We start from the raw sequence: 17,374 nt of genomic DNA, 5'->3' as shown, positions 1-17,374 counted from the left end.
AAGCTAACTTCCTGAAAATAGGAGTAACCACACATTCCAGAAAGCAGTGATATTGATGAGAATATGAACTAGTATTGGATAGTAGAGATTTTTTGTCATGCGATACAGTAGAGCTAAAATGAGACCTCCACTAGCATAAATGAAAAAAGCAAAAGGTGTTAAAGCGAAATTGATATGAATATAACCGAAAATAATAGCAGAAAGCAAGACATCTCCGTACCAAGGCGAGTTTTTGAAAAAGGTTGTCATAAGCACACCGCGATAAATCAATTCCTCAGCAATAGGGCCGATGAAGCAAGCTATGAGCAAGAAATAGGGTAATTCCTGTCTCCCCATCATTTCTATCGTTTCATTCAAAGAGATTTGATTTGAAGTCGAGGTTATGAAATAAGACAAGAGGAAGTCCGACATATACAAAATGATGTAGCCCAGTAAAAGGTAGATAAAGTACCTCAACTGCCACGTGAAATGAAAAGTCTTCTTTCCTGCAAAAACTAGTAGATAGATGACTGCTGACAAAAGAACACCACTTTCCAGCAAAAGTAGAATCTGAAAAAACTCACGACTTGCTGGTAGATAGGGCTTTGCGAGGTGATTGAAAATTCCCCAAAACCAAGTTGATTTGTAAAAAATTAAGGATAATGCTAGTAAAATCTGAATAATCCGTTTTTTCATATTAAATCCTCTGTTTTCTCCCCTTGTTTCTTCATATTCCTACTAAATTTTACTTAAAATCTCGCGGCACTTCCTTTGCAAAGATGGTTACCTCCTCCAATATATCCTAAATCATAGGTTCCTCTGGGACAAAATCCATGAACCGGCATAGTTAATACTGGTTCCATTTGCCAAGCATAATAACCATTAGGTTCTTTACCATAGGGATCTGCTCCACCTTGGATCATCTCTAATTCTTCATTTGTTAGATTTATATTTTTTGTCATTAAAATCATGATATATTTCCTCCGTTATTGTTTAGATTAGTTGAGTAATCTGATACTCATACCTACTTACAAAAAAAAATATTATATTAAGTTGGTTTTTTAATTTGTCTAGTTGCAACATTGACAATTTTAGTATAGCATATCTTGGCCAAATATCCTCTTCAAATCATGAATTGTCATCAAAACATCCTAAACTGTAAAATCAATTAGCCCCAAGCTTTCTATCAATTTCTTCTCCCAAATATGCTATAATAATACCAAAAGATAAAGAAGGAAGACTTATGATTAAACTACTAGCCTTGGATATGGATGGAACCCTCCTAAATGAAGCCAAGGAAATCCCACAAGCTCACATCACTGCCATTCACCAAGCTATTGAAAAAGGTGTCAAACTGGTACTTTGTACAGGTCGCCCGCTTTTCGGTGTTCTCCCCTACTACAAAAAACTGGGGCTAGACCTCCAGAATGAATATGTCATTGTTAACAACGGTTGTTCAACTCACCAGACCAGTGATTGGGAGCTAGTTGACTGGCAAGAACTTAGTCCAGCAGACATCGAGTACCTCTATGACCTAGCTGAAAAAAGTGATGTTCAGTTGACTCTTTTTGATGAGGAACATTATTTCGTCCTCGGTGGCAAACCTAATCAAGTCATTGAAAATGATGCCAAGCTGGTCTTTTCAGACCTGACTGAAATTTCTCTTGAGGAAGCGACTAGTGGCAAGTACCGTATGTTCCAAGGGATGTTTTTGGGGACAGAGAGCCAAACGGACGATTTTGAGAAGCGTTTTGCTGGGGAACTCTGTCAACGATTTAGTGGAGTTCGTTCACAGCCTGTCATTTATGAAGCCATGCCACTTGGTACGACAAAGGCTACTGCTCTTTCTCGACTAGCAGAGATTTTGAAGCTTGATTCCTCAGAAATCATGGCTATGGGCGATGCCAATAACGATATCGAAATGCTCCAGTTTGCAGGGCTTGGCATTGCTATGGGAAATGCCAGCGATTATGTCAAATCTCTTGCGGATTCCGTTACAGCAAGCAACGAAGAAGACGGCGTTGCGCGTGCCATTGAGAAATATATTCTATAATTAAGAAGCCCAGTTCGTGTCAACTGGGTTTTGATATTTAAGAATTCCTAAAACTTTAGAAACTCTTTAGAAATGCTTGAGCTTTCTTTGATTTCTATGCTTTATACTAAAGTTATCAAAATAAATCAAAAGGAGAGAATCATGAAAACAGTACTTGATATTCATGGATTGTCCAAAAACTTTGACAAACAAGCTATCCTTCAGGATCTTCATCTAACGATAAGAGAGGGAGATATTTATGGACTTATCGGGAAGAACGGAGCTGGGAAAACCACCTTAATCAAAATTATTACGCAACTACTGTTTGCGGATAAAGGGACTGTTTCCCTCTTCTCTAGCCAAACGGAAAATGAGTGGAGCAAGGCTCTATCTCGAGTAGGTTCAGTGATCGAATCACCTGTGGCCCATAATCACTTAACAGCCTACCAAAATCTGAAATATTACTGTATGATTCGCCATATTCCAAATGCTGATCAAGTCATTCGAGAAACGCTGGACTATGTAGGTTTGGCAGATACAGGTAAAAAATTCTTTCGTGATTTCTCTCTTGGAATGAAACAAAGACTTGGTATCGCCATTGCCCTTCTATCTAAACCAGACTTCCTGATTTTAGATGAACCTATCAACGGTCTCGACCCAATCGGTATCAAAGAATTTCGACTCATGATTCAACGGCTCAATCAAGAAAAAGGGATCACCATTCTCATCTCTAGCCATATCTTGTCAGAACTCTATCTCCTAGCTAATCGCTTTGGTATTTTAGATCAAGGCAAGGTTATCCGTGAAATCAGCAAAGCTGAATTTGAAACACTAAGTGAGGATTACATTGTTCTTAAGACAGCTGATAAAGAGAAAGCTTGTCAAGTATTGAAAGAACAAATCCAGCTCCAGTTCAAGGTTGTTAATCCTGAAAACGAAATCCACATCTTTGGTCAGGAACAAGATGTCAAACAGATTCTCAAAGAATTAACCTTGGCAGATGTTGCCATTGACGAGATTTACTATGCCCGTCAAAACCTAGAAGAATACTTCACTCAATTGGTCCAATAGGAGAAAAATCATGATACATACCATTCAAGCAGACTTTTACCGTCTTTTCCGTTCCAAAGGATTCTGGATTACAGAGTTCATTCTCTTTTTACTCATGTTAATGGGGGCTGTTTTTGGGGCTACGGGTCAACTAATGGCAATCCAGACAGAAGAACCAGATATACCAATCCAAGGTTGGAATGGTATACAAGCCCTGATCAACGCATCTAGTCAAGGTTCAAACCTCGTTTTTCTCTGCATCGTCCTAGCCTGCCTCGTGCTTGGAGTTGATTTAATCGGTAAACTCTATAAAAATAATTTAACAGTGGGTGTTTCTCGTACCGAGTTTTTCCTTGCCAAAGCCTTTGTATTGGCTTGCATTGGACTTTCTCAACTCATCATCGGTCTCGTGATTGCCTTTATTCCAGCAACTATCTTAAATGGATTTGGGACTATGCCTGATGGCTTTATTGGAAATCTACTGATAACCATTTCCCTTCAATTCCTTTGCCTCCTTGCTTGGCTTTCTATTGTTTCCTTCATCCTCTATGTTAGTCATTCTTATCTTGCAGTATTTATTGGTTACTTGGTCAGCTCTACCTTACTTTCTATGCCAATGATCATTTTTCCAAATATCAAATTTTTACCCTATTTGTCCTTGCAATTTTCCTATGCTATGACTGCTAATAGTGAGTCAATTCTCTACACGCTTATAGTTAGCTTAGCTGTTATTGTAATCTTTAATATAGGTGGATTGACAGTTTTCAAAAAGAAAAGTCTATAAAAAATGACCTCCTCTAGCCTACAGAGGAGGTTTCTTTCGTTAAAAGTAAATGAAAACCGACAACCATTGCCCATCTGTGCTTAGTTTCATATCTGCACCGAGAAGATGACATAATTCCTCAGTAATATAAAGTCCTAAACCAGAGGATTCTTCGGTGTCTGATAGATTTTCAGAATAAAAACGGTTGCTGAGATTTTCTATTTTTTTGATGGGCTGTTTGACAAGGTTTGCAATCTCTAAGACAAGCTGTCCCTTTTCCTTTCTCAAAGATAGACGCGCTTCTTCCTTGCCATGTTTTAGGACATTTCCAAGCAGATTTTGTAAAATTCGATCCAGCAAGTCTTCATCAGTCCTTATTTTCAGACCAGCTTCAACCTTAAAATCAAGCGTGATATTTGCCGCCTGAAAAACATCATAATAAGCCAGAGTCTTCTTGGTGATAAAAGCTGAAAGATCCACTTCTTCCAGTTTCGGTTTGACAGCCCCTTCCATCAAACGACGATATTCTAGGAGAGCCTCCAAACGTTTGGAAACTAAATCAAGATGTTGGGCTATTTTTTGTAAGGTTTCTGATTTGTCTTCAGGAGTTTTTATCAATTGTTGCGTGTAGCCTGACGCGATAGTCAAAGGTGTCCGAATATCATGGGCAATATTGCTGATGGCCATATCCAGAGTCTGCTTTTCCCTTTTCATAACCAACCGAGACTGTTCTACTTCCAGAAATAGATTTTCAATTTGCTGGTAGAGTTGTAAAAAATGTTTGGAAAAAATGCTGACTCCGACTCTTTTCATACTACCTGTGAGAATCTTGTCCTCAATCTGTTGACTCAAGTTTTTAAGTGCTAGATGGTAGCGAATTAATACAATCGATAAAATAGTTAGGAGTATCAGTAGAACAAAGATCATCATGTAGGTCATTGCTTGTCTCCTTTTAATCTTATCCCAACACCCCAAATGGTTTCAATATATTCTTGATTTGGGTCAAGCTGGTTTAATTTTTTACGAAGATTACTCAAATGCGTATTGAGGGTATTATCTCCAGGTAGATAGCTATCCTCCCAGACCAGTTCATTAAGTTCTTCCTTGGTAAATATTTTCTTAGGGTGTTTGAGGAGAGTTTGGAGAATCAAGCATTCTTTCTTGGCAAGGCGAATGGTTTCCTGACTATTTTTGATTTCAAAACTTTCTGCATCAAACTGGATATTTTTCAAGTTTTGTGGCAGATGTTCAGTTTTTCCTATTTCCATAGACTGTTTTTCTACGCTTTGACGTAACTGAACAGTAATTCTGGCAAAGACTTCGTCCAAATCAAAGGGTTTCACTATGTAATCATTGGCCCCCTCTAAGAGGTATTGACTGATTAACTTCTTATCGCTCAAAGCTGTTAGCATAATGACTGGAGTTTGACTTTGTTCCCTGATGGCTTTTAAAACCTGATCCCCATTTTTCCCAGGAAGCATGATATCTAGCAAAACGAGGTCAATCTCACCTTGGTCAAAACGCATGATTCCTTCTGTACCAGAAAAGGCTTGAATCACCTCATGCTCCTCAGTAAGAAGTGTTCGTAAAATCTCTTGAATGTCACTATTGTCTTCAATAACCAATATCCTAGCCATAAATACCAACCTTTCTGCAACTATTATAGCATGTTTTATTGATAAAGCTTAAACAGAAAAGCTCCTCGCATAAAAGCGCGAGAAAGCCTTAGAGGGTTAAAATATAAAATCCACTTGCTAGATGACCTAGTATCCTTATAGTTGCTAATAAGAAGTTAGTCTAGCAGAATGAATCTCTCATTTCTCCCCTACTAGTCCGTAATACGTTGATACATTTCTGGTCTTCTATCTCGAAACAGTCCCCAGTTTAAGCGTTCGCTTGCTCCCTTATCTAGGTCATAAGTTGCTAACAGAACAGCTTCAGCTTGTCTTTCAGCTTGCTCTAGAATAGCTCCTGTTTCATCCGTCATAAAGGAGGAACCGTAGAAGTCAAGACTGGAACTCTGTCCGCCATTTTCCTCACTAGGCGTGACCTCTTCCAAGCCATAGCGATTGGCTGCAATAACTGGAACAATATTTGCTGCTGCGTGTCCTTGCATGGTACGTTGCCAATGGCCACAACTATCTGTATCCAAAATCGGCTCTGAACCGATGGCTGTTGGATAAAAGAGCAATTCAGCACCATTCAATGCAAGACAGCGCGCTGTTTCAGGGAACCATTGATCCCAACAGATACCGATACCAATCTTGGCATAGCGAGTATCCCAGACCTTGAAACCTGTGTTACCGGGTGTGAAATAAAACTTTTCTTGATAATAATGATCATCTGGTATATGGGTCTTCCGATAAACGCCTAGCACTTCCCCATCAGCATCAATAACGGCAATAGAGTTATACAAGATATTGCCATCTTTTTCATAGAAACTGATTGGTAAAACGACCTTTAGCTCCTTGGCAATGGTTTTAAAATGTTGAATAGCTGTATTGTCTGTCACCGACTGGGCATGCTGGTAGTAGTCATACTGGCGTTCCTGACAGAAATAGGGACGTTCAAACAACTCGGGTAAAAGAATAATTTGTGCGCCTTGTTCTGCAGCCTGATGTACTAAACGCTCTGCGGTTTGGATATTTGTTGCCACATCCTTAGCGCATTGCATTTGAATGGCTGCAACTTTTACATTTCTCATCTTTTTCTCCTATTCTGGGATTTGTTGGGTGATACAGTGGATATTGCCACCACCTAAAAGAATATCTCTGGCTGGTATTCCGACAACTTTACGGTCTGGGAAACACTTGCTGAGAATATCTAGGGCCACTTGGTCGTTTACATCCTCAAACTGTGGAACCAAGACAGCCTTGTTGGCGATATAAAAGTTTACGTAGGAAGCTGCTAGTCGTTCACCTGCGTAGCGTTCTTCTTCTCCTTCTTCATAGATGTAGCCTGGCAAATCCTCTTTGGTTACAATTTGATGAAGAGCTGGAATTGGAAGTTTATGAATGGTGAAGGGACGACCTTTTGCATCTGTTTCTTGCTCTAAGAGTTCGAGATCTGCTTTTGACATGGCATATTGAGGATCACTTTCGTCGTCCGTCCAAGCCAAGACAAGCTCTGCAGGACCAACAAAGGCAGAAACATTGTCAACGTGTTCATTGGTTTCGTCCTGATAAATACCATAAGGAAGCCAAATGACTTTTTCAGCTCCAAGGTACTCTAATAAGGTACTCTCGATTTCCTCTTTAGTCAGATGAGGATTGCGACCAAGACTGAGAAGGCAACTTTCAGTTACGATAATGGTTCCTTGACCATCGCTATGTATCGCTCCGCCTTCTAGGACAAAAGGTTTGGCATCATAAACAGGCATTTCCAAGGACTCAGCAAAACGACTGGCCACTTGGTCATCATCTTCATAATCTTGATAAAGACCATCAACAGCACCACCCCAAGCATTGAAAGACCAATCAACGGCCATCTTTTCTCTTTTGTCATTGAGAAGAATGATTGGTCCAGTATCTCGAGCCCAAGCATCATTGGTGGGAATGTCTAAATAAACAACGCTATCTCCAAGATAGTCTTGGGCTTCAGCTAAGTAGTCTTGCTCCACCAAAAGATAGACTCTTTCCCCTTCTGCTATGGTCTTAATAATCTGACTAAAAGCTGCTTTAGCAGCCTTTCCTTGAAAGGGCCATGAACCTGGTCGAGTAGGCCATATCATGAGGGTACCATGATGTGATTCGTACTCTGCTGGCATACGATAGCCTAATTTTTTTGGACTTTCCATCATGATAATCTCCCTTTAAAATCTTGATAGCCAAATGCTTTGACTAAGCTACAGTCTCCCTGTTCGTCCATGAGATAGAGACTTGGCAATCCAATACCATTAAAGGTATTATTTTTGACAAAAGAATAAATGGCCATGTCTTCGAAATAAAGTCTGTCTCCAATTTGGACTGGATTTTCAAAGCTATAATCACCAATTACATCACCCGTCAGACAAGTATTGGAAGAAAGTCTATAGGTATGGGCTTTATCCTGTGCCTCAAAACCATTTCTCAAAGGTGGACGATAGGGCATCTCAAGTACGTCAGGCATATGGCAGGTCGCAGAGGCGTCTAAAATCAAGATTTCCATACCGTTTTCTACAATATCCAATACTTCAGTTGCTAGATAACCTGCATTGAGCGCAATGGCTTCACCCGGCTCGATATAAACTTCAAGATTGTAAGTTTCTCGAATACGTTTGATTTCAGAAATCAGCAAATTCACATCATAGTCTTCTCTTGTGATGTGATGACCACCACCCATGTTGAGCCATTTTACTTCATGTAAATAAGAACCAAACTGCGCTTCTACTGCTTTCAAAGTTGTCTGTAAATCATCTGCTCCCTGCTCACAAAGGGTGTGAAAATGAAGACCATCCACCAAATCCAGCAAATCACTCGGTATCTTGTCTGAAGTTACGCCAAAACGAGAACCAGGTGCACAAGGGTCATAGAGCGCATGGTCACCCTGTGTTGAACATTGAGGATTGAGACGTAAACCAACACTGATACCAGCCTCACGACAACGCGAACCATGCTTACGCAACTGTCTCTCAGAATTAAAAACGATATGGTCTGTTATCTCAAGCAATTCCTCCAAGTCTGCATCCTTGAAAGCAGGCGCAAATACATGGACTTCACCAGGAAATTCTTCCCTTGCCAATTTGGCCTCATAGAGTCCACTAGCCGTTGTACCAGAGAGATATTGGCTAATTAGGGGATAGGTTTTGTAGAGGGAATATGCCTTCTGGGCAAGCAAAACCTTGCAACCAGCTTCTTCTTGTACATATTGTAGAATGCGGCAGTTTGCTTCTAACTTTGTCAAGTCAATGACGTAAGCTGGTGTTGGTACTTGTTCTAACTTCATTAGTCCACCATTTGTGGATTTTCAACCACAACCCATGGCAAACCATACTCATTCAAAGCTTCCATGAATGGATCTGGATCTAACTCCTCAAGGTTATACACTCCAGCTTGTTTCCAAGTACCGTTCATAACCAATTTTGTCCCAATCATGGCTGGAACGCCTGTCGTGTAAGAAATGGCTTGTGAACCAACTTCTGCGTAACATTCCTGATGGTCGCAAACATTGTAAATGTAGATGGTCTTTTCAACGCCATCTTTTACACCTGTAAAGATACATCCAATATTGGTTTTACCTACAGTACGTGGTCCAAGGCTGGCTGGATCTGGAAGCAAGGCTTTTAAGAATTGGATTGGAACGATTTCTTGGCCGTTAAAGTTAATGGTATCCGTACGAAGGAGCCCTACATTTTCCAAGCATTTCATATGTGTTAGATAAGATTGACCAAAAGTCATAAAGAAACGAATACGTTTGACACCTGGAATGTTTTTGGCCAATGATTCAATTTCTTCGTGGTGAAGGAGATACATATCTTTTTGTCCAACCTGTGGAAAATCATACTCACGCTTGATAGACATGGCTTCGACTTCGACCCATTTTCCATCTTCCCAGTAAGAACCTGGCGCAGAAACCTCGCGTAGATTGATTTCTGGGTTGAAGTTGGTCGCAAATGGATAACCGTGGTCACCACCATTACAGTCTAAAATGTCGATATAGTGGATTTCATCAAAATAATGTTTGAGAGCATAGGCAGAAAAGACACTAGTCACACCTGGGTCAAAGCCAGATCCAAGCAGAGCAGTCAAACCTGCTTCTTTGAATTTCTCCTGATAAGCCCACTGCCATGAGTAGTCAAAGTAGGCTGTAAAACCAAGTTCCTTGCAACGTTTCTCATAGATGGCACGCCACTCAGGATCTTCTGTATCCTCTGCCTCGTAGTTGGCTGTGTCGATATAGTGGACACCTGTTGCCAAACAAGCGTCCATAATGGTTAAATCTTGATATGGTAAAGCTACGTTCAAAACAGCTTCTGGTTTGTAGCTTTCAATCAGGGCAATCACTTCTTCTACCTTGTCAGCATCAAGAGCAGCTGTCTCAATCTTTGTACTTGTTTTGCCCTCCAGTTTAGCCTTCAAGTCATCACATTTTGACTTAGTACGGCTAGCAATCATAATTTCTTTAAACGTTTCGCTATCTTGACAAATCTTTGAAATAGCAACTTGGGCAACGCCCCCACATCCAATAACTAGTAAACGACTCATTTTTTTCCTTCCTCTTCTTCTAAAATGTCTTCAACATACTTGGGCAACATAAAGGCTCCCACGTGTAAGTTTGCAGTGTAGTATTCTGTGAAAAGCTGGCGTTCTTTCCAGCCTTCCTTGTCAAAATCTTTGACAGGGTGGTATTTTTTCGATGCAAATCCAAACAACCAATAGCCAGCTGGGCTAGTTGGAATATGGGCCTGATAGACTCGGCTGATTGGAAAGGCTTGATTGACCTTGCGGTGCATGCTTCGGCAAGCTGACTCATCCTCGTCAAAGAAGGGACTCCCATGCTGATAGATCATGATACCGTCTTCTTTAAGAGCCCGATAACTGTTACCGTAAAATTCCTTGGTAAAGAGCCCTTCCGTATGTCCAAATGGATCTGTCGCATCGTTGATGATAATATCGTAGTCATCTTCACAGTTTCGCAAAAAGCGTAGCCCGTTTTGATAGTAAATGGTAACACGAGGATCATCTAGCCCCGCAGCAAAGTCTGGGAAATACTCACGACAGACCTCAACCAACATCTCATCTGGTTCCACAATATCGATTTGCTCCAGTTCAGGATACAGTGTCAAAACTTGAGCAACACCACCGTCACCACCCCCAATAACCAAGACTTTCTTGGGATTTGGGTGGACAGCCATGGGAACGTGGACGGTCATTTCATTGTAGACAAAATCATCCGCATCTGAAAACAAGACGTGCCCATTTAAAATCAGTATTTTCCCAAAAGCTGGCGTATCCAAGACTTCGATATCCTGCCATTCACTTTTTCCAGCGTAGAGTTGTTTGGCAGTTCTCAGGGATAATTTCACATCTGGAGTATGAACTTCAGAAAACCATAAATCCATCTAGTTCTCCTTTCTCTTAATGACGTTGATGTGATTGACCTCGGGATCTTCCGTCCCTTGGAGGGAGCAACCACGTTCTTTGGCAAATTGAATATAGTCTACAATTTCTCGTGTAATGCGTTCTCCAGGAGCCAAGATAGGAATCCCTGGAGGATAACACATGACAAATTCTCCACAGACTTGATCGACAGATTCGTCCAAGGTCAAACTTCTTCTCTCTGAATAGAAGGCTTCCTGAGGAGATAACACCAACTCAGGCTGGATATATTCTCCAGCTATCAAGTCCTTCCCATCTCGTGAGTATAGTCTCTTTATATCAGCCAAAGCACCGACCAAACGCTCGATGTCTTGGATACGGTCACCAATCGAAATATAGGCCAAGATATTACCAATATCTCCAAACTCGATCTGAATGTCGTATTCGTCTCGTAGGAGGTCATAAACCTCTATACCTGTTAAGCCAATACCCTGAGTGTAAACTGACAACTTGGTTACATCAAAATCACATACCGAGACACCATCTATTAACTCTTTTGAGTAGGCATAGTAGCCACCGATAGCATTGATTTCACGGCGAGCATACTCGGATAGCTCAATGACCTTCTCAAACGACTCTTTACCACGAAAGACCAAGTTGCGACGCGAAATATCCAAACTAGCCATCAACAAATAAGAGGCGGATGTTGACTGGGTCAGGTTGATAATCTGACGTACGTATTCGGGATTCATCTGATTCCCGATTAAAAGAAGCGAACTTTGGGTCAAACTCCCACCAGACTTATGCATGGAAACTGCTGCCATATCAGCTCCTGCATCCATAGCAGAAATTGGAAGTTTATCTGTAAAATGCAAATGCGCTCCGTGGGCCTCATCTACCAAAACCATCATACCAGCTTCATGGGCCATTTCTGTCAATCCCCTTAGGTCTGAACAGATGCCGTAGTAAGTAGGATTGTTAATCAAAATGGCCTTGGCATCTGGATGGTTCTTTATGGCCTGGGCTACTCGGTCATTTTCAAGACCTAAAGCGATACCAATCTTAGGATCCACACTCATCTCGATATAGATGGGAATGGCACCACATAGAACCAGCGCATTGATAGCAGATTTGTGGACATTTCGTGGCAGAATAATCTTATCTCCTGCCTTGCAGGTTGACAGAATCATAGTCTGCACCGATGAAGTTGTTCCACCAATCATGAGAAAGGCATGGGCTGCTCCAAAAGCATCAGCTGCCAGCTCCTCTGCATCCCGAATAATCGAAATGGGGTGACCAAGATTATCCAAGGGTTTCATCGAATTGACATCAATGCCAACACATTTTTCACCTAACAGTTCGACAAGTTCTGGATTTCCCCGTCCACGCTTGTGACCTGGAACATCAAAGGGAACAATCCTTTTCTTGCGTAACTTCACCAAGGCCTCATAAATAGGGGCTTGGTTCTGATCTAACTCTTTCAAGACATACTCCTTTACCGTATTTTTAGCGCTTCAAGAAGACGAAGGCGACTAAAGGTTGACTCATGAAAAAAGAGCAGGATTTCACCTGCTCTGCAATCTTCTGACGTTTTTATGTTTGTTTCTGTTGAGTATGTCTGTTCCCGATGTTTCCTAACTCTCTAGTAGCAAATATTACGTACTTTATTGATCGTTTCACAAGATGACGTGTGCTTTCACCACACTAAAAATTTATGAATTAGGACAAACGTCCTAACATCAACTTATAAAAGTAGGCTTTTAACCCTATCAATAATGTGGTTTTTCAACCACGCTTCGGCATTCAACCCTGCCTGTCCGTAGGCATTTTTTACTCGGGTTTATATTTGCTAGAAAACATCATCTCATTTTCTAAGCTTTATTACTATATCATGTTTTTAAGAACTTGTAAAGCGTTTTACGAAAAAAATATAAAAAAGTTCGTAAAATATTTGGATTTTATTTGATTTCACACTAATTATTTTCTTGTAATCGATTATAAAGTGAACAAAATGATTATCGTATTTAATTTAAAATTTTTTATGCTATTCTACACTCTTTACCTTCGGTGTTTGATCTATCAGAGAAGATGTCGACATTTTTATATCATTAAAATCGTGCAACTTTTTTCAGATACTTTTAAAAGATTGATTTCCCTATATGTTTCCTTTATACTGGATAAAAAGGAGAATAGTATGTCAGAAACAAATCACGAAATCGATTCAAATTTTGCAGGTCGTTTAAATATTCTGCGTGCGGGTGTTCTTGGTGCTAACGATGGGATTATTTCCATTGCTGGTGTGGTTATTGGGGTTGCTAGTGCTACGAGCAATATCTGGATTATCTTTTTATCAGGATTTGCAGCTATTTTGGCAGGTGCCTTTTCAATGGCTGGTGGAGAATATGTGTCCGTTTCAACTCAAAAAGATACCGAGGAAGCAGCCGTTGCGCGTGAGCAGCTCTTGCTAGACCAAGATATGGAACTAGCCAAAAAGTCCCTCTATGCTGCCTATATCCAAAATGGAGAATGTGAAACCTCTGCTCAACTCTTGACCAACAAAGCCTTTTTAAATAATCCGCTCAAGGCTTTGGTAGAGGAAAAATACGGTATTGAGTATGAAGAATTTACCAATCCTTGGCATGCTGCTATCTCTAGCTTTATTTCTTTTTTCCTTGGTAGCTTACCACCAATGCTGTCAGTAACTATTTTCCCAAGTGAATACCGCATCCCTGTTACTGTCCTTATCGTCGGTGTGGCTCTTCTTCTCACTGGTTACACTAGTGCCAAACTTGGAAAGGCTCCGACTAGAACAGCTATGATTCGGAACCTAGCTATTGGTCTCTTGACCATGGGCGTTACCTTCCTGCTCGGACAACTTTTCAGCATTTAATACTCTTCGAAAATCTCTTCAAACCACGTCAGCGTTGCCTTGCCGTAGATATGGTCACTGACTTCGTCAGTCTTATCTACAACCTCAAAGCAGTGCTTTGAGCAACCTGCGGCTAGCTTTCTAGTTTGCTTTTTGATTTTCATTGAGTATAAAATACAAGAAATACCTCGATTTTGAAGTCGAGGTATCTTTTTTTTACATTTGGACAATCTTGCGATAGCTTCTTGAAGTAATCATGAAAATCAGCACATAGGCGATGAGGAAGATAGCACAGATAGACAAGGTCACAATCAACATCATAGTCGTATCCAGTACACCAATCACTTTTAAAATCAGACTAAGCATATGGTAGGCAAAGGCTAGATGTAGGAAGGCAAAGAGTAAAGGAAGGAAGAAAACAGTTAAAACCTGTTTGTTGATGGTTTGCTTGATTTGCTTTTGATCTAAACCAACTTTCTGCAAGATAATAAAGCGCTCACGGTCTTCATAGCCTTCAGAAATTTGTTTGTAGTAGATGACCAGAACGGTTCCGACCATAAAGATAATGGATAGGAAAATACCGATAAAGAAGACACCTCCAAAGAGGGCACTCATCTGAGCACTAGCATCTGATAAATTACTACCATACACATAGCTACCTTCCGTATTTAATTGAGCATTAAACTGATCGAGGTATTTATCATACTCGTCAGCGACCTTGAGTTGTTCTTCTTCGCTGGCATTTACATTCATGCCACCGTAAAACTGATTATAGATAGCCGAATCTGGGAATTGATCCAAAAAGGCTTGTAAATCAGGTACAACAAGGTAATTGTAATCAGCAGTCAAAATATTAAACTGATTTGGGACATGGTTGACAATAAAATCTTTAGTAAATTCTTCTTTGACAGAAAATTGATGATCATTCAGAGTTAGAGTTTTCTGTTCTTTAACTCCCTCATTCTTTGCAAAGAGTCCGACCTCATTTCCTGATAGAGACAGTTTTTGACCAGTCATATTTTCATAATCTTTTTGGTCAAATACCATGAAAACTGTTGTGGGTTGGACACGATTTTGTCCTTTTTCAAAAAGGGTTAACTTATTTCCTTCTTGGTTCGCAACACCGAAGTAAGTGTAACGAAACACTTCTTTTTCTTTAATCTTATAACCTTTGTCACTTGCAAACTGGCTCAAGAGTTTGTCCAAGTCTTCTTTTTCAACATTTTGCCCTGAAACTCCAAAATCATGAGGATTTAGAACTTTTTTAAAGCTTTCTGCGGAATTGAAAATGCTTGTCGCTGCTGACATGGTTACCAAAACCATTGTTGACAAGATAGCGATGGTTGCTAGTCCAACTGCATTTTTCTTCATACGAAAAATCAAGTTGGAAACAGAGATGAGGTTATTAGGTTGGTAATAGTATTTCTTATTTTTCTTTAAGATTTGGAGGAAAACGGTAATCCCTGCATTGAACAAAAGATAAGTACCAAAAATAACCAGTAAAACAGCTATGAAGAAGGTTGTTAAGGCTGTAAGAGGATCTTTTACCGTAAGGGCAAGATAATAGCCAATCCCTAAGCTAATCGAACCAAGAATCGTTTGGAGAGGTAGGAAACGACCTTTTTTCTCACCACTAGCTTTTTCACGAGAAAGCTGGAGGGCATTCATACGGGCGATTCGAAGGGCATTCAGGAACATGAGGCCTAGGAAAATCAAACCGAAGACAAGAAGTACTGTAATGACAACTTTCATCTGGAAGGTAGCGACCAGCTCCACCTTCAATTTCATCAGTTTGAGCAAGAAAGCGAAAATCAACTTGTCAAACAAGGCTCCAATACCGATACCTGCTCCAACAGTTAGAATCCCAAACACCACTAACTCCTTAAAGGTCATACTGATCAGGTGGCGTTTCTCCAAGCCCAGCATGCCATAAATTCCCAGTTCCTTGGAACGGTTCTTCATGACAAAACTATTGGCATAGAGGACGATAATGGCTGACGCAAGTGTGACGACAAACATACCAAATCCTAGAGTAGCTTGAATGCTTGATCCTCCACGGATTTCCGCAATCTTAGGATTGAAAGTTAGAGAGTAAAAGAGATAGGTGACGGTGACTGCCAAGAGAACAGCCAGCGCAAAGGGATAGTAGAGTTTGCGGTTTTTAATCAAGTTCGATACCGCTAACTTATTGGTTAATCGAAACATACTAATTCACCTCGCTTGCCATGACAGTCAAGGTATCAGAGATTTCTTGGAACATCTGACGCTCTGTCTTCTCTCCACGGTAGATTTGATTATAAAGAATGCCGTCTTTGATAAAGAGTACACGTTTAGCTCTGCTAGCTGCTGCTGTTGAGTGGGTTACCATGAGAATAGTTTGGCCACGCTCATTGATTTCATCAAAGACATCAAGTAAGGCTGCAGAGGACTTGGAATCAAGGGCACCTGTTGGCTCATCCGCAAGGAGAATTTCAGGTTCTGTGATGATGGCACGTGCTACTGCTACACGCTGTTTCTGACCACCAGAAATCTCGTAAGGATACTTCTCTTGCAATTGGTTGATGCCTAGATTCTCAGCTGTCACCACCAATTTCTTCATCATCTCCGTAATGGGTCTTCTTGACAAGACAAGCGGAAGCAAGATATTGTCCTTAACAGACAGAGTATCTAGCAAGTTAAAGTCTTGAAAGACAAAGCCCAACTTTTCACGACGGAAGCTAGAAGCCTGTGAATTTTTAATAGTTGCTGTGTCTGTTCCATTCAGGTAAACCTGACCACGACTTGGTTTGTCCAGCATAGCTAGGATATTGAGAAGAGTGGATTTACCAGAACCAGACTCACCCATGATGGCAACGTAGTCACCCTTTTCGACGGTAAAGTGAATATCCTTGAGGGCTTCTACTTGGTTGCCCTGAAAACGAGTTTTATAAATTTTTTGAACGTGTTTTACATCTAAAAGTGTCATGAGAATCTCCTTTCTTAATATCCCATCAAATGAAATGTTGCTTGCATCATAGCGCATCCCAGTTGAACACGCTCGATATCTTTATGGCTTGGTTTTCTTGTTTTCTTCTGTAAGATTTGTTTCATGATGTTACTCCTTTGTTCTTTATGAGTCTAGTTTACATCAAAAAAAGACCGCTTGCCATAACCTAACCTTACAAAAGAGACTTTAATCTTACATTTTTGTAAGATTGGGGGAAATATAGGCAAAATTACTTATAAAATAATTTGATTTCCTATTTTTAAAATTGTAAAATATAAGTATGAAAAGGCTTACTTTGAAAAGGAGGAAGCGGAAACTAACATTTGAGTAAGCTTGCCTAGATAACATACCATTAAATTTAACACTAGCAAGTCGTTCAACCTATAAGGAAAGAAGGTGCGCTTTAATGAAACATAAAGAACATATACTCATCGGACTTCTCTATCTCCTCTCTCCATTCATCGGTCAGCTCTTAGTTGAAAAAACATACTTTATCGGTACAGAATTTACAGCTACTGCTTATGCTATTTGCTGGCTATCAGTTGTTATCAGCATCCACCATTTTTCAAAAAACGTATTGTCTCAGCAAGAAAAAACAGATTAGAAAACCTGAGTTTAAAATAATATTTTTAGTTTGTAGAAGAAGCTGGGAAAATCTTATTAAAAGTAAAAAAGCTTT

18 protein-coding genes are annotated in these 17,374 nt (G+C 40.2%); 5 read left to right on the top strand and 13 right to left on the bottom strand.

Annotation, left to right across the window (positions count from 1 at the left end; genetic code table 11):
• Window positions 1–3 precede the first annotated feature (3 nt).
• Complete coding sequence (locus HT679_RS00540) at window positions 4–675, bottom strand: CPBP family intramembrane glutamic endopeptidase (protein WP_138704472.1); 672 nt, start codon at window positions 673–675, stop codon at window positions 4–6.
• 53 nt (window positions 676–728) lie between these two features.
• Window positions 729–950, bottom strand: a complete 222-nt coding sequence (locus HT679_RS00535; RefSeq protein WP_033683595.1) for an SP_0924 family bacteriocin-like peptide — start codon at window positions 948–950, stop codon at window positions 729–731.
• A gap of 272 nt (window positions 951–1,222) precedes the next feature.
• On the opposite strand from HT679_RS00535, the gene HT679_RS00530 reads away from it, so the two are divergent.
• The 3 genes from HT679_RS00530 (at window position 1,223) to HT679_RS00520 (ending at window position 3,845) form a co-directional block, all read left to right on the top strand.
• Window positions 1,223–2,032, top strand: coding sequence for a Cof-type HAD-IIB family hydrolase (locus HT679_RS00530; protein WP_173212301.1), 810 nt, complete (start codon window positions 1,223–1,225; stop codon window positions 2,030–2,032).
• 141 nt (window positions 2,033–2,173) lie between these two features.
• Window positions 2,174–3,082 (top strand): ABC transporter ATP-binding protein, encoded by a 909-nt coding sequence (locus HT679_RS00525; protein WP_173212299.1) that lies wholly within the window; start codon window positions 2,174–2,176, stop codon window positions 3,080–3,082.
• 10 nt (window positions 3,083–3,092) lie between these two features.
• Window positions 3,093–3,845 (top strand): ABC transporter permease, encoded by a 753-nt coding sequence (locus HT679_RS00520; RefSeq protein WP_173212297.1) that lies wholly within the window; start codon window positions 3,093–3,095, stop codon window positions 3,843–3,845.
• A 39-nt stretch (window positions 3,846–3,884) separates the two neighbouring features.
• On the opposite strand, the gene HT679_RS00515 is transcribed toward HT679_RS00520, so the two are convergent.
• The 8 genes from HT679_RS00515 to HT679_RS00480 all read right to left on the bottom strand — a co-directional run bounded on the left by HT679_RS00515 (window position 3,885) and on the right by HT679_RS00480 (window position 12,324).
• Complete coding sequence (locus HT679_RS00515) at window positions 3,885–4,763, bottom strand: HAMP domain-containing sensor histidine kinase (protein ID WP_173212295.1); 879 nt, start codon at window positions 4,761–4,763, stop codon at window positions 3,885–3,887.
• Window positions 4,760–5,461 carry a response regulator transcription factor gene (locus tag HT679_RS00510; protein WP_173212293.1) on the bottom strand — a complete coding sequence of 234 codons (702 nt, stop codon included), beginning with the start codon at window positions 5,459–5,461 and terminating at the stop codon, window positions 4,760–4,762. Before HT679_RS00510 ends, HT679_RS00515 begins: the two co-directional genes overlap by 4 nt.
• Before the next feature lie 191 nt (window positions 5,462–5,652).
• On the bottom strand, window positions 5,653–6,528 hold the full coding sequence (gene aguB / locus HT679_RS00505) for an N-carbamoylputrescine amidase (RefSeq protein ID WP_173212291.1): 876 nt from the start codon (window positions 6,526–6,528) through the stop codon (window positions 5,653–5,655).
• 9 nt (window positions 6,529–6,537) lie between these two features.
• The gene (gene aguA / locus HT679_RS00500) at window positions 6,538–7,623 is read right to left on the bottom strand and encodes an agmatine deiminase (RefSeq protein WP_173212289.1); all 1,086 of its coding nucleotides are present in this window, start codon (window positions 7,621–7,623) and stop codon (window positions 6,538–6,540) included.
• Window positions 7,620–8,747, bottom strand: coding sequence for a carboxynorspermidine decarboxylase (gene nspC / locus HT679_RS00495; RefSeq protein ID WP_173212287.1), 1,128 nt, complete (start codon window positions 8,745–8,747; stop codon window positions 7,620–7,622). The genes aguA and nspC overlap by 4 nt, the downstream gene beginning before the upstream one ends.
• Window positions 8,747–10,006 carry a saccharopine dehydrogenase family protein gene (locus tag HT679_RS00490; protein WP_000088751.1) on the bottom strand — a complete coding sequence of 420 codons (1,260 nt, stop codon included), beginning with the start codon at window positions 10,004–10,006 and terminating at the stop codon, window positions 8,747–8,749. The genes nspC and HT679_RS00490 overlap by 1 nt, the downstream gene beginning before the upstream one ends.
• Window positions 10,003–10,863, bottom strand: coding sequence for a polyamine aminopropyltransferase (speE, locus tag HT679_RS00485; RefSeq protein WP_000366711.1), 861 nt, complete (start codon window positions 10,861–10,863; stop codon window positions 10,003–10,005). Before speE ends, HT679_RS00490 begins: the two co-directional genes overlap by 4 nt.
• Window positions 10,864–12,324, bottom strand: coding sequence for an aminotransferase class I/II-fold pyridoxal phosphate-dependent enzyme (locus tag HT679_RS00480; protein WP_173212285.1), 1,461 nt, complete (start codon window positions 12,322–12,324; stop codon window positions 10,864–10,866).
• 710 nt (window positions 12,325–13,034) lie between these two features.
• On the opposite strand from HT679_RS00480, the gene HT679_RS00475 reads away from it, so the two are divergent.
• Entirely contained in the window at window positions 13,035–13,730 is a 696-nt protein-coding gene (locus HT679_RS00475) for a VIT family protein (protein WP_173212283.1), read from the top strand.
• On the opposite strand, the gene HT679_RS11200 is transcribed toward HT679_RS00475, so the two are convergent.
• Genes HT679_RS11200 through HT679_RS00460 form a run of 3 tightly spaced genes read right to left on the bottom strand, consistent with a single transcriptional unit; the run spans window position 13,727 to window position 16,674 of the window.
• Window positions 13,727–13,873, bottom strand: a complete 147-nt coding sequence (locus tag HT679_RS11200) for a hypothetical protein (RefSeq protein WP_166735307.1) — start codon at window positions 13,871–13,873, stop codon at window positions 13,727–13,729. The genes HT679_RS00475 and HT679_RS11200 overlap by 4 nt on opposite strands.
• A gap of 52 nt (window positions 13,874–13,925) precedes the next feature.
• Window positions 13,926–15,914 carry an ABC transporter permease gene (locus tag HT679_RS00465; protein ID WP_000489375.1) on the bottom strand — a complete coding sequence of 663 codons (1,989 nt, stop codon included), beginning with the start codon at window positions 15,912–15,914 and terminating at the stop codon, window positions 13,926–13,928.
• Between the two features lies 1 nt (window position 15,915).
• Window positions 15,916–16,674: an ABC transporter ATP-binding protein gene (locus tag HT679_RS00460; protein ID WP_000173358.1), complete on the bottom strand. Its 759-nt coding sequence runs from the start codon at window positions 16,672–16,674 to the stop codon at window positions 15,916–15,918.
• A gap of 427 nt (window positions 16,675–17,101) precedes the next feature.
• Between HT679_RS00460 and HT679_RS00455 the strand changes: the two genes are divergently transcribed.
• A complete protein-coding gene (locus HT679_RS00455) occupies window positions 17,102–17,299 on the top strand; it encodes a hypothetical protein (protein WP_050223462.1) in 198 nt (65 codons plus the stop codon).
• Window positions 17,300–17,374: the final 75 nt, after the last annotated feature.

Source organism: Streptococcus sp. 4886 (genome assembly GCF_013276485.1).
In the GTDB taxonomy this organism is placed as follows: Bacteria; Bacillota; Bacilli; order Lactobacillales; family Streptococcaceae; genus Streptococcus.
Note: the sequence above shows the minus strand (reverse complement) of the source record. Positions and strands in the feature narration are given on the sequence as shown.